The sequence below is a fragment of the Nocardia sp. NRRL S-836 genome (assembly GCF_001279525.1).
Lineage (GTDB): Bacteria > Actinomycetota > Actinomycetes > Mycobacteriales > Pseudonocardiaceae > Lentzea.
The window spans coordinates 76,918-91,746 of record NZ_LGDY01000097.1 but is presented as its reverse complement, the minus strand read 5'-3'; the positions used below and the strand labels follow the sequence as shown (position 1 = coordinate 91,746).

The following is a 14,829-nucleotide window of genomic DNA, read 5'->3' as shown; positions in this document are numbered from 1 at the left end:
CGCGACGTCGAGGTGCTGGGCGGGGGCTGGCGGCAGGCGGTGACGTCCACCGCGGTCGAGACGGGTGTCGGTACCGGCAAGGAGTTCACCGCGGCGGTGACCGCCGCGGCCGACCTGACGGCGTTCGCCTTCTACAAGGACGTCACGACCGACGGCAAGGAGGGCGCGACCGTCAAACCCGGTGCGCTGCTGGTGATCGAGGGCGACCCGATGGTGCTGGAGAAGTCCAGCACCGAGGACGTCGCCACGGACGTCGCGACCGGCACCTCCACCGCGCGGCAGCCCGAGCGCCTGCACCTCGTGCGGTTCGGTGTGCGGACCACGGTCGTCGCGGAGGTGCGGTCGCGCCGCTGGCGCAACGCCTGGGGTGTGCTGCGGCCCGCGGCTCCGGTGACGGCCAACGAGCAGTTCGACCTCCCGCGTGCCGTCACGGCCTGGGTGACCACCGCGCAGTTGGACGCCATCCGCACGAAGCAGGCCGAAGAGGACGCCCGCGTCCGCGACCTGGCCACGAGGAGCGATCCCGCCACGTCCGCGCTCGCGGCGCTCGCGGTCACCACGCTGGCCGGCACGGCACCGGCCGCTCCCTCCGCCGTCGCCGACGCGCTCGCGGACGACCCGGCCGCAGCCGTGGACGACGAGACCGGGGAGACGGCAGGGGACCGGGTCGTCGCACCTCCCGCGTTCCTGCGTCCCGGCGAACCGCTGTCGGTGGGCCTGGGCGTGGTGGACGGCGTGGTGGACCTGCGGTCCGTGCTGCCCGAGCTGCGCCGCGACCTCGAACGCTCGCTCGGCCCCAAGCGCGCCCGCCGCCTCATCCCGCTCTCTCCGTTGAGCACGGGCCACGACAACTACGCGGCCATCAGCTCGTGGCTCTCCGACGCGCAGACCACGCTGGAGGACTCCGCGCGCGGCGGCGTTCCCCAGCCGTTGCGCCTGGAGGACCGGACCACCGGTGAGACCTACGACGTCGTCATGACCAACGAGCTGCTGGACCGGCCGGTGTTCGCCGGCCTCGAACACGGCGGCGTCAAGCAGACCAGGGGCACGACGACGCTCGGTTCCCGGGTCCGGACCTTCACCAGGACGGTGCTGCGGCTGGAGCCGGTGGTGCTGCCCGCACTCCAGGCCGGCGGCCCGGCGCCGGACGAGAACGTCTCGCGCAGCAACCCGTACGCGATGATGGGTGGCGGCGTCATCGGCGACGTCCTGCTGGGGCGCAAGAAGAAGACGACGAAGAAAACGCACAAGGTCGTGCGTGAGAGCAGCGCCGAGACGTCCGGCACGTTCGCCAGGTTCCACGCCCCCGTCGAGTTCACCGTCGCGATCGAACGGCACGGCCGGCGGGTGGCGGAGGCCGGTGCCGCGCACGACGTCTCGATCCTGCACCTGCCGGAGGACACGGTTCCCGCACGGCCCGCCGCGTCCGTGGCCCCCGTCGTGCAGCCGGAGGAGGAAGCGGAACCGGACGCGCTCACGCGCTGGCGCGGCGACACCGGCCTGGGCCGCGGCTGGGCCGGGCACCTCAGGTTCGACGTCGGTGACCTGGTCGCCGCGGCCGAGCTCGCCCACCACGAGGGAACGGGACTCCGCGAGGTCCCCGCAGACGTCCGCAGCGCCCTGCGCACCACCCTCACCGGGCCGCGCTTCAAGGCGTTGCTCCCGTTGCACGCCACCACCGGGACGCCCCTGGAGATCCCGCTCGGCGGCGGCCGGTCACTCGAACTGCACGCGCGCAGGACCGGCACCCCGACGCTGACCGGCGTCTCGGCGCGCACCACCGTCTCGACGCAGGGCAACAGCTCCGGCACCGAGACCGTGGCGGAGGAGTCGGCCGCCGAGTTCGGCATGGCCGCCGGCCCCCTGCTCGGTCCGGGCGGCACGCAGCCGCCGGGCCACGAGAAGTTCGGCGAGCAGAAGACCCTCGGCGGCGGCGCCGCGTTCGCGGTGCCGCTGCGGGTGGTGGGCGGCATCGGCTCCGAAGGCGAGGCCGAGGCCGAACACCACCACGACGGCGAGTCCGTCCCCGCGTCGAGCTCGACGGGCCTGGCGGGACTGTGGCTCAACGACATCGAGGTGCGGTTCGTCGCCAGGACCAAGGGCCGCACGGGGCACCGCGACCGCGCCGCCGTGGTGGACTTCGGGGTCCGCGACGCGGTCGTGCTCGTCGACGACGACTACCAGGACCGCATCCCCGCCGAGCTCGCCGACACCGCCCGCACCCTCGCGGCGGCCGACGCGACGCTCGTGGCCGCGGCGTCCGCCCTCGCGGGAGCGCTCGACGCCGCTCAACGCGACGTCGAGGGTTCAGCGGAAGCGTTGGCGCGGGCGGAGAACGCCCACGCTGACGCGCTCGACGCCTGGTGGGACGCCCTGCACGCGCACGAGGCGCAGGTCGGCACGCTCACCGAACCCGCCGACGAGCACCTGTTGCCGCCGCTCGACCTCGGCCCCCGCGACACACCGGCCGAGCTGCGGGACCTCGTCGACGGCTCGACGGAGACGCCCGTTGCCGTGGACGAGTCCGGTGCACGGGTGCCCGCACCGCGTCCCAGCCCGAACCCCACCGCGGAGATCCGCCTGTCCCCGGCAGCGCCCAGGCTGACCCCCGCCGACCGGGTTCGCGTCGGCCGGGTCCTCGGCCGGGCGGGCGAGCTCTCCGCCACCGGTCTGGAGATCGTCGCCCACGGCGACCTCACCGGTCCGGCACCGGCCGCCGCGGTGTCGGCGGTGATGGCGGAGATCACCCGCTCCGCCCGCCGTGGTGCAGGATCGGCGCCGCGCCCGCCCGTCCAGGTGGAGATGAGGCACGTCGCGGAGGCCGGGGACGTCCGGGTCGAGCTGCGGGCCGTGTTCGCTGCGGACGACGCACCGCCCGTCCGTGGTGATGTGCCGCCGAGCCCGGAGGAGGTGCGGCCGGATCCGGTGGAGTTGCCGCCGTTGTCGGTGGAGTTGCCGCCGGTGTCGGAGGAGGCGCCGTTCGTTTCGGACGACGTGTCGTCGCTGTCGTCGGGGGATCTGTCGCCGGTGTCGGGTGATGTGTCGCCGTTGTCGGAGGACTTGCCGCTGGTGTCGGGTGATGTGTCGCCGTTGTCGGAGAACTTGCCGCTGGTGTCGGGTGATGTGTCGCCGTTGTCGGAGGACTTGCCGCTGGTGCCAGGTGACGTGTCGCCGTTGTCGGAGGACTTGCCGCTGGTGCCAGGTGACGTGTCGCCATTGTCGGAGGACGCAACATCGGTGTCAGGTGATGTGTCGCCGTTGTCGGACGACGCCCCACCGGTTCCGGCTGAGGTGCCGCCGGTTTCGGACGACGCACCGCCGGTTGAGGAGGACGTGCCGCCGACGCCGGACGACGCGCCACCCGTCTCGCACGAGGACGGCTCCACTCCGCCACCCCGGCCGCTCGCCGCGGACACCGACCCGGCCGGCGACACTCCCTCCACTGTGGACCCGGAGCCAAAGCCGGAGGTCGACTCGGCGGCCACCGTCCGCGACGGTGTGTCCACGCGTGCCGACTCAGCGGCTCCGCCGGAGGAGGCGGTCGTCGAGGTCTCGGGCGAACCGATCGGGACGGAGTCGGACACCCCGTCCTTCGCTGGCCTTGACGACCTGGACGCTGCCCGCAGCGGTTCACCGCGGACCGTTCCGGCCGGGCCTGAGCAGCGGCCGGAGTGGACGGATCCGCGGCAGCCGGCTCCGGTGTGGTGGCAGAAGATGCCCGCCCACGCGTTGAGCGCGTTCCACGACCAGGCGCGCAAGATCGTGGAACGCCACTCGGTGCCGCCCATGTCCCTGGGAGAGCCCAGTGCGCAGCAGGTGGAGCAGCGGAACAAGCACGAGCTCGCCGTGGAGGTGGTCGCCCACCACCTCTACACCACGGACCAGGGGGTGTCGGCGGTTCCGGCCCTGAGCCCGGACGACCTGGTGCGCACACTGGCGAAGGACCTGGGACTGGCAAGCCCGCGCGGGCCCCGCGGTGGAGCGCCCGGCGATCAGAACCTCCCGGTACGACCCGATGCCTCCTCGTCGAGCGCGCAACCGCTGAGGGTGAACCAGGACCGCAGCGGGGAAAGGCGGCACGAGCCGGCTGCGTCCGGCTCCGCGGCGAAACGTCCGGTTTCCTCCGTCGAAGGTGTGGTGACCTCACAGCACAAGCGGAGCAGGCCATCAGTCGCCGGCGCGGTGGCGAACGAGCTGGTGGCCCTGTCCCTGGAGGGGAACAGCCCCGCTGCCACTGCTGCCGCACTGGGGTTGCGCGTCGTCGACATCGCACCCGACGGCGACCGCTTCTACGCCGCCGTGCTCACTTCCGTGCCTGAGCGGGTGTGGTCGGCCCGGCTCGTCGAGCTCGGCGTGGACGCGTCCGTGGCGGGGTTGCGCCGAGCCACGGCGGACGCCTACCGCCGCCTGAAGCTGCCGGAGCTGGGTGGACGGAGCCTGGAGCGCATGGGGCTTCCGGCGGACGCGGTCGAGTACGGTCTGCGCACTTCAGGACAGTGGGACGGCGAGAGCGTTGCCGTCGCTGCGCAGTTGGTGCCCGGAGTGTTGAAGATCAACCTCAAGACGATCACCCACGACGGTCGGCTCTCGACCAACGGCGTCGTCATCGACAACAACCCCGACACGTATTACGTGGTCCACGACGATGTGGACCACTACCAGGCAACCACCTCGCTCGACGACACCTCGAACGTCCCTGCTCACGGGCCGTCGGACGACGAGCGGGACCTCGAACTCGTTCGTGAGCGCATTGCCGGTCATCCCGATGACGACGACAGCACGATCCTTGCGATGGTTCGCGCATTGGGCGCTACGAGTTCCGACCACCGGCTGCACGAGCTGATCGGCGAGGTGCGGAAAGAACGCTTGCAGCGTCTGATGCGCGCTGTCAAGCAACGGGCGGACGAGCCGAGGGCGGTCAAGGACCACGGCGCCATCGCGCGTTCGATCCACGAACACCTCGTCGAGAATCCTGCCGCCGACAACGAGTCGATCCTTCAGGCCCTTCGTGACCGGGGTGTCGTCCTCGGGAGCTCGGGACTGGTGAAACTGATCAACGACATCAGGCTCGCCACCGTCGCAAGCGACCTCGGGCTGCGCGTCGTCGACGTCGCACCCGGCAAGGACTCCTTCTACGAAGCCGTGCTCAAGTCCGTGCCCGGCGATGTGTTGTCCGCAAAGCTCGGTCAGGAAGGGTCCGTGACCGCGTTGCGCCACGCCACGGCGGATGCCTACCGTCAGCTGAAGGCGCGCGAGCTCGGCGTGCACCACCCGGACGAGCTGGAGCCGGACGAGGTCGAGAACGGTCTGCGCTCGTCGAGCCATCAGAACGCGCAGAGCATCCAATGGGCTACGCAGCTGGTGGTCGACGTGCTGGGCGTCAACCTCAAGACGATCCGCGAGAACGGCCGGGTCTCGACCCAGCCCGGCTTCGACGACGGACTTCCCACCTATCACGTCGTCCACCGTGATGGGAACGACTACCAGGCGACCGAGCGCGCGACCCTGCCGGACGAGGTGCGCGAGCGGGTCGTCGCTTTCGTGCCGGCCGCTCACAGCAGGGACACGCTGCTCGATGCGTTGAAGCACGTCCAAGCCCGCCAGTACCCCGCTCTGAACTTGACGAGGGGACCCAGTGGCGTCCCGGTCAGTCCCGTCACCGCGGAGCTGGTCGGCGAGTGGGTGTCGGCCATGCGGGAGAACCGGCCTGCGTTGACGCCCGTGGAGATCGCGCGGCTCTCCGGCGGCCTGGTCACCGCGGAGGCGGTCGAGCGCACCCACCGTGCCGCTCGCGACACCACGCCTGCCGCACCCGCTGCGCCTGCGGTACCGGGGGATGCGGACCTGCCGAGTGACGACCGGCTCAAGGACCTGATCCCGGATACCGGGCCCCACCGGGCGACCGCCGGGCTCGATGCCGCCCAGGACGACCCGGCCCACGCACAGGTCAGCGACCCGGACCGGCCACGTCCGAGCGAGCTCGCCGTCGGGCCGCTCACCGATCGGGAGCTGCCGGTGCGATCCGGCCTCGCCTCGTCGCTCACGGAACCACCGCCCGTGCCGGGTGTCGAGGACAGCTCGCACGGCAAGAATCCGCCGTCGCAGGGAACGCTGTCCCGTTCCCGCAGGGGGTTGAGCGACGAGCAGGTCATCGCTGCGGCTCGGGAGTACCTCGCTGAGAATCCTGATGCCGGCATCATGCTGCTTGTCGAGGCTGTACGTCAGCGGGGCGCCACCGGCGGCGATGAGCTGCTGCGGCACCTGGTTCACAAGGCGAGGGGAACCGAGGCCCAGTCTTCTGGTGGCTCGAGTGAAGAAGAAATCGAAAGTTTGATTCGGGAGTATCTTGCCGAGAATCCCGATGCTGGCGTCGTGGCGGTCAGGGACGCCATTCGTCTGCGAGGCGCCATCGGCGGCGACGGGAAGTTGCGGGATCTGATTCATCTGGTCAAGGGGACCCAGGTCCGGCCCTATGGTGAGTTGAGTGAAGATCAAATCAGTGATTTGATCCGGATGCATCTTGACAAAAATCCTGGCGAGCGCATTAAAGGCATCATCGAGGCTGTTCGAAGCCAGGGCGCCACTGGCGCCGACGAGTATTTGTCATCGTTGGTTCACGCCGCCAGGGGAACCCAGGCCGAGGCCCGTAACAAGTCGAGTGACGGTCAAATCATCGAGTTGATCCGCGAGTATTTCGCCGAGACGCCTGGTGCGGGTGTCTGGCCGACTGTCAAGGCTGTTCGTTCGCGGGGCGCCAGTGGCGGCGACAAGCGGTTGGGGAACCTGGTTCGCGAGGTCGCTGATGAGCGGAACACCGGTTTGATCCGTGAGCACGTTGCCGAGCATCCCGAAGACGACTTCAAGGCGATCCTCGATGCTGTCACCGCGCGGGGCGCCGTCGGCACCGAGGAGAGGTTGCGGCTCCTGGTCAGCCAGGTCACGGGAATCCAGGACGGGTCGGAGGAGGAGCAGGTCAAGGACTTGATCCGTGAGCACATCGCCGACCATCCCCGCGACAACGTCAAGGCGATCGCCAAGGCTGTTCGTCAGCGTCGCGGCTACGCCGGCACCAACAAGATGATGAAGCTGATCAAAGCTGTTCGGGACGAGCGGACCACGCCGAGGGCGACCGGGGAGCACGGCATCGCGGCGGGTGCAGTGGAAGGGGGACTGGGAGCTCCGTCATCGGAGGAGCACGGCCCTTCCGCGCAGTCCGCTGCGGCCGCCGCTCGGCTCGGGCTGCGGGTCGTCGACCTCGAACGCGACGGGGACTGCTTCTACGAAGCCGTGCTCAGGTCCGTGCCCGAGGACGTGTGGTCGCGCCGGCTCAAGCAACTCGGCAAGGAACAGACGGTGCTGGGTTTGCGCCAGGCCACGGCGGACGCCTACCGCGGCCTGGGGAGGCTGGAGCTGGATGGGCAGAGCCCGGACGACCTGGGCCTCCCGGCGGACGCGATCGAGACCGGGCTGCGCACTCCGGGGCACTGGGCAAGCGAAAGCGGTGACTTCGCTCCGCAGTTGGTGCCCGGAGTGCTGAAGATCAATCTCAAGACGATCACGAACGACGGCGGGCTGTCGACCAACGGCGTCGACATCGACCCCAGCCTCCGCACCTATTACGTCGTTCACGACGGCATCAACCACTACCGGGCGACCGCCCCAGTCGACGCCGCCCAGGACGCCTTGATCCACGCACCGGTCGGCGAACCGGGGCCGTCGCGCGCGGAACCCCTTGCGACAGCGGGTACCGAGGACCGCTCGCACGACGAGACCCAGCCGGCACCGGCAACCCGGGCACCCGCTCAGGAGAAGTCGGCTGACGAGCGGGACGTGGACCTGATCCGCGAGCACGTTGCCCGTCATCCCGACGACGGCGACGCTGCGGTTGTCGCCACGGTTCGCGGATGGGGCGTCACCGGTTCCGACGACCACCTGCACAAGCTGGTCGGCGACGTCAGGAACGAACGGTTGCAGCGTCTGACGCACTTCGTCAGGCACGGGTCGGATGAGCCGGGAACGGTCGAGGAGCAGCGCGCCGCTGAGCGTGTGATCCACCAGCACCTCGCCGAGAACCCCCTCGACGACACGGAGTCGACTGCTCGGGCTGTTCGTGACCAGGGGATCCTCCTCGGAAGCACGTGGTTGACGAGGCTGATCGACGACACCAGGCTGTCCATCGCCGTCGGCGGGCTCGGGCTGCGGATCGTCGACGTCGCGGCCGGCCCGGACTCCTTCTACGAAGCCGTGCTCAGGTCCGTGCCCAGGGGCGTGTGGTCCGCTGAGCTCGACCGGCTCGGCCAGGAAGGAACTGTGGCGGGGTTGCGTCAGGCCACGGCCGACGCCTACCGGCGCCAGAGGTCGCGCGAGCCCGGCGAGCAAGGCCCGGATGAGCTGGAGGCGGACAAGGTCGAGAAGGGTCTGCGCAGTTCGGAGCATCAGAACGCGCACAGCGGCTTCTGGGCTCCGCAGTTGGTGGCCGACGTGCTGGGCATCAACCTCAAGACGATCCGCGAGGGCGGCTGGGTGTCGACCCATGTCGGTTTCGATGACGAGCTTCCCACCTATTACGTCGTCCATCGCGATGACGACAGGTACCAGGCGACCGAGTACAAGGACCTGCCGACTGCCGTGCGTGAACGCGTGATCGCTTTCGTGCCACCTGACCGCGGCTGGAACACGCTGCTCGATGCCTTGGAGTACGTCCAAACCCACGAGTACCCCGCTCTCGACTTGACGAGGAACGCCGGCGGTGTCCCGGTCGACCCCGCCACCCAGGAACTGGTCGGCCGGTGGGTGGTGGCCATGGTGGGGAGTCGGCGTGCGTTCACGCTCGCGGAGGTAGCGGAACTTTCCGGCGGCCTGGTCACCGCGGACGTGGCCGAGCGCATCCACCGTGCTTCCGGCGGCACCGCGCCTGTGACACCCGCCGTGCCTGTGACACCCGCCGTGCCGGCCCCATCCGCTGCACAGGTGGCTGCGGAACCGCCGAGTGACGACCAGATCAAGGATTGGATCAAGGAGTATCGCGACGGTGATCCCGGCAGCGGTGTCAAGGCCATCGCGGATGCCGTTGCCCGACGTGGCGGTGTGCTCAACGACAACTACCTGCGCGCTTTGATCTACGAGGTCATGGCGAGTTCGGTCCGGCGCCGGCAGTTCCGTGACGACCAGATCAAGGACTTCATCCGCAAGCACGTTGACGAGTACTTCGAAGACACCAACAAGATGATCAATCTTGCTGCTCGTGCGCACGGTGTTGCCGTTCAGGCATCGCGGTTTTCGGATCTGATCTGGGAGGTCAGGCGGTCTGACGTTGCCGCTGCGCTCGGGCTGCGCATCGTCCGCGTCGCGCCCGGCAACGACGCCTTCTTCGAAGCCGTTCTCGCGTCCGTGCCCGAGGACGTGTGGTGGACCCGGTTCTGGCAAGCCGGCCGGGAACCGTCCGTGCGGGGTCTGCGTAATGCCGCAGCGGATGCCTACCGCAGCCTGCGGTTGAGCGAGCTGGACGAGCAGCACCCGGATGCGCTGGAGGTGGATCAGCTCGAGATCGACCTGCGCACTCCAGGGCGCTGGGACGCGCGCATCGACGACCTGGCTCCACGGTTGATGGTCGACGTGCTGAACATCAACCTCAAGACGATCCGCAGAGAAGGCAAACTGTCGACCAGCGACGTCTTCTCCGACAACCGGGACACCCACTACATCGTTCACGACAGTGGCGTCAGCTACCAGGCGACCGTCCCGGATCCCTCGGCCCAGGCGCCGGTCGGCGGACCGGGACCGCTCGTGACCGCTGCGGGATCATCCGCCGGTGTCCAGGGCAGCTCGCACGACGAGAACCGGCCGGTGCCGGGAACCCGGGCTCCCGTTCAGGAGAACACGCATGACGAGCGGGACCGGGAACTGATCCGCAGGCATCTCGCCGAGCATCCCGGAGACGACTTCGCGGCGATCTTCAAGGCTGTCGGTCCGCACGCCACCGGTTCCGAAGGGAAGTTGCGACTCCTGCTCTTCCAGCTCACCGGTGAGCAGGATGGCAGTGCGTGGAGTCCGAGCCAGATCAAGGACGTGCTCAAGGACTACCACGAGGCCCACCCCAAGGTCAGCGTCACGAACGCCGTGGACGCTGTCCTCGCTCAGGGTGTCGCAGCTTCCCACGCCCGAGTGGCCGCCCTGCTCCGCGACGTCATGGGAACCCCGGTCCGGCATCGCAACAAGTTCACTCGAACCCACGTCCTGGGTTTGATCCGCAAGCACCTCGAGCAGCATCCCGGTGCCGACCAGGTCTCGACTGCCGCAGCTGTTCGCAAGCAAGGCGTCTCCCTCGACAACGAGGAGCTGCTCCGCCTGCTCCGCCTGGTCCAGCAGTCCATCGCCGCCGCTGAGCTCGGGCTGGACGTCGTCGAGGTCACCACCGGCCCGCACGCCTTCTACGAAGCGGTGCTCAGGTCCGTGCCCGAGGACGTGTGGTCGCGCCGGCTCGGACAACTCGGCAGGGAAGCGACGGTGCTGCGGTTGCGCCAGGCCACGGCGGACGCCTACCGGAACACGCCGTTGCCCCACCTGGGGTCACGAAGCCTGAACGAGCGGGGGCTCCCGGCGGACGAGGTGGAGCAAGGCGTGCGCGACCCGGGGCCTCGGGACGTGCGGAACAGCCATTGGGTCTCGACGTTGATGCCTGCGGTGCTGGGCGTCAACGTCAAGACGATGACTCTCAAACGTGGCCGGCTGATGGCCGAGGACGTCGTGGTCAATGACGACCTCCCGACCTTCTACGTCGTTCGCGACGGTAGCGGCCACTACCGAGCCACCGTCCGGCTCGAAGCCGCCCCGCGGAACGACGAGGCGACGGGCAGCGGGATCCGGTCGGCGCCGGACGCCCCGGCACCCGCTCAGGAGAACGCGGGAAGCCGGGATCACGGCGTGCGGACCGACGACCAGATCAAGGATCTGGTCAAGGAGTACTACGGCGGCCATCCTGGTAGCGCGGTCCGGGAAATCGTCAACGCTGTCAGCGGTCAGGTTTCCGAGGTCGACCCCGATCGGGTGCGTGCCCTGGTCTACGAGGTCGTCGCAGCGTCGGTACCTGTCAAGAACCTCGGTGATGAGCGGATCGGGGAGTTGATCCGCGTGCACCTCGCCGAGTACCCCGACGACACCGACAAGGTGATCGTCCTGGCTCTTCGCGTGTCGGGTGTGGCCACCAGGAAAGCGCGGTTGGCGGATCTGATCCACAGGGTCCAGCAGTCCGTCGCCGCCGCTGGGTTCGGGTTGGGCGTTGTCGAGGTCGCTCCCGGCCCGGACTCCTTCTACGAAGCCGTGCTCAGGTCCGTGCCCGAGGACGTGTGGTCGCGCCGGCTCACGCAACTCGGCAGGGAAGCGACGGCGCTGGGTCTGCGCCACGCCATGGCGGACGCCTACCGCCGCATCTGGCTCCCGGCGGGCGAGGTGGAGGAAGGACTGCTCGTCCTGGAGCGTTCGCCCGTTCCGGGTCACGACCTGGTCCCGCGGTTGATCGCCGAAGTGCTGGGCGTCGAGGTCAAGACGATCCGCAAGAACGGCCGGTTGGCGACCACCCTCGCCCTCGGTCGCATCCTCCCCACCTATTACGTCGTTCACGTCCGTGCCGATCACTACCGCGCGACCGCCCCGCTCGACGTCGTCCAGGGTGGCTCGGTCCACGCACCGGACCTGCCGCGTGTGACCGTGGTCGACGATGGGACCTCCGCCGTTCACACTCCGCCGGAACCGTCCGGCCCCGCCCCATCGAACGCGGAACCACCTCCCGCGGTGGAGAGCGGCTCGCACGACGAGAACCGGCCGGCGCCGGAGACCCAGCCCCCACGTCAGCAAGCCCCGCGTCAGCAGGACCCCGGTCAAGCCCGGATCGAGAACGCCGAGCAGTCTGTCGCCGCCGCGGGGCTCGGGCTGCGCATCCTCGACGTCACAACCGGTCCGGACTCCTTCTACGAAGCCGTGCTCAGGTCCGTGCCCGCGGCCGTGCTGTCGGATCGGCTCGGGCGTCTCGGCCAGGAACCGTCCGTGACGGGTCTGCGCAACGCCACGGCGGACACCTATCGCCGCATGAAGCTGCCCGAGCGGGGCGGGCGGAGCCGGGACGAGCTCGGGCTCCCGGCGGATGAGGTCGAGACCGGTCTGCGCACGCCGGGACGTTCGAACAGGCAGAGCGCCTTCTTGGCTCCGCAACTGGTGATGGAGGTGCTGGGCCGCAACCTCAGGGCGATCCGCGAGGACGGCCGGCTGTCGACCCACAACGCCTTCGGCGAAAACGTCCCCACCCACTACATCGTTTTCGACGGTGACGACAACTATCGGGCGACCGAGCTCGTGGAGCTGCCGGCCGCGGTGCGTGAACAGCTGATCGGTTTCGTGCCGCCCGCGTACGGGTTGGGCACGTTGCTCGATGCGCTGAAGGACGTCAAAGCCAAGGTGTTCCCCGCTCTGGGGCTGGAGAAGGATCTCGGCGGTGTCCTGACCGATCCCGCCACCCGTGAGTTGGTGGACCGGTGGGCGTCGTCCATGCTGGAGCACCGGCCCGGGTTCACGCCCGCGCAGATCGCGGAGCTGTCCGGCGGCCTGATCGTTGTGCGGCAGGACGAACGCATGCAGGACGTCCCTGACGACACCCCGTCCGATGTCGCGGCCGGCCCTGTGGAGTCCGCTGTGCCGGTGGGAGCGGAGCTGCCGGCCGTGGTGCGTGAGCGGGTGATCGCTTTCGTGCCGCCCGCGTACGGGTTGGGCACGTTGCTCGATGCGCTGAAGGACGTCAAAGCCAACGCTTACCCCGCCCTTGACCTGACGAGGGACTCCAGCGGCATCCCGACCGACCCCACCACCAGGGAACTGGTCGGCCAATGGGCGTCGACCATGCTGAAGCACCCGTCCGGGTTCACGCCCGCGCAGGTCGCGGAGCTCTCCGGCGGTCTGGTGGTCGCCGAAGAGCCGGCCGGGCACATCCCCGACCTCCAGCACGAGACCCCGTCCGACGTCGTCACCGCACCCGCTGAGCCGGTGGGCACGGGCATGTCGGATGTGGTGCGCGAGCAGGTGATCGCTTTTGTGCCGCCGGTGGAGGGCTTGGGCACGTTGCTCGATTTGCTGATCTACGTCAAAGCCGCTGAGCACCCTGCTCTGGACCTGACGAGGGACGACAGCGGTGCCCCGACTGATCCCGCCACCCGTGAGCTGGTGGGCCAGTGGGTGTCGGCCATGCTGGCGCAACCGTCCGGGTTCACGTCAGCGCGGGTCGCGGAGCTCTCCGGCGGTCTGATCGCCGCGCACGAGGTCGAGAGCATCCGCGCCTTCCTGTACGGAACTCCGCCTGATGCCGTCGCCGCACCCGCTGAACCGGTGAACACCGGCATGCCGGTCGTGGTGCGTGAGCAGGTGATCGATTTTGTGCCACCTGATGAGGGCTTGGGCACGTTGCTCGATGCGCTGATCCACGTCAAAGCCACTGAGTACCCCGCTCTGGACCTGACGAGGGACGACAGCGGTGTCCCGACCGATCCCGCCACCCGTGAGCTGGTGGGCCAGTGGGCGTTGGTCATGCTGGAGCGCCGATCACCCACGTACCGGCCCGCACAGGTCGCTGAGCTCTCCGGCGGGCTGATCGCTGCCCACCAGGTCGCGCACCTCTACAACACCTCCGACGACACCCCGCCTGACGTCACGGGCATGAGGTGGGTGGACCAGGGGCGGCGAGAACGGGTTGTCGGCCCCGACGGGGAGACGCCCTCCCCGGAGCTGTTCCTCGTCTCCCACGGCCTGCTCCCGATCGTGGGGATGGACCGGATGTTCATGTTCCGCTCCTCTGCCGATCCGCTCTACCGGGTCGCAGAGCTCTTCGCCGGGCCGGACGGCGACATCCACCCCGAGATCCGCCGGCGTGCCGACGAGATCGTCGCGCGCTTCACCGTGGGCAAGGCGCCTCTTTGGGCGATCGCCAACGACCCCAGGGACGACCGTCTGCCGAACATGAGCCGTGCCGAGTTCGACGAGCTGTGGGAGAGGAACGAGCGCAACGTGACCGCGAGCGCGCGCCGTCACGTGCTCCGCTCGGTCAACCCGACCCCCGGCGAGGTCACCATCGCGCCGATGCGGCCCACGCACGAGGACAGCCCGGTCTACGTCTGCCGGGTGAAGCCGAGCCACGTCAGGCGCAAGGACGGTGTTCTGGTCGGCCAGAACCAGACTGTTCTCGCCAAGGCACCGGGCAGCGTCCCGATGGAGGAGCAGCCGTTGTTCAGCCAGGGACGAAACATCCTCTTCTACGCGGGTGCCGTGCCCAACCCGCTCCTGAACCCCGCGGATCGTGAGCTCCAGCAGGCTCGGTACGAGGCAGATCACGAGCACTTCCCGTCCTACCGGATCGCGGGTGGTGGTCGCGAGAAGAACAAGAAGAGGCCCAACGAACAAGAACAGGTCCTCATCAGCGCCGAAGGAGCCGACATCCCGGGTCCGAAGGATCCCAAAGAGGTGCTCATCAGCGCTGAGGGAGCCGGCAACTCGCTCGCCTTCGCCAACACCGCCCTGAACGCCCGCGGCACGGTCGACAACAACTACATCAACACCCTGCCGATCCAGGGCGAGCTGGACATCCCGGATCCGAACGACCCCGAAGGCTTCATCACGCACGGCTTCGCCACCTTCGTGGGGCTCGACAACCTCGCCGATCCCGTCAAGAACCCCTACGGAATCCTCTGGGTGCACTACGGCAAGGACACGAAATGGATCCTGAAGGTCGGTGCCCCCAAGGCCAAGCGCAGGGCGGATCCGGAGATCAAGGAAGAACCGGAAGAAAGTTGA

General features: G+C 69.1%; 1 protein-coding gene (only partly in view). It reads left to right on the top strand.

The window, feature by feature from the left end; all coding sequences use genetic code 11:
• Positions 1-14,829, top strand: the 3' portion of a protein-coding gene (locus ADL03_RS18940; protein ID WP_157528938.1) for a hypothetical protein. It extends 17,898 nt beyond the left edge of the window; only the last 14,829 of its 32,727 coding nucleotides appear in the window; its start codon lies beyond the left edge, outside the window; the stop codon is at positions 14,827-14,829.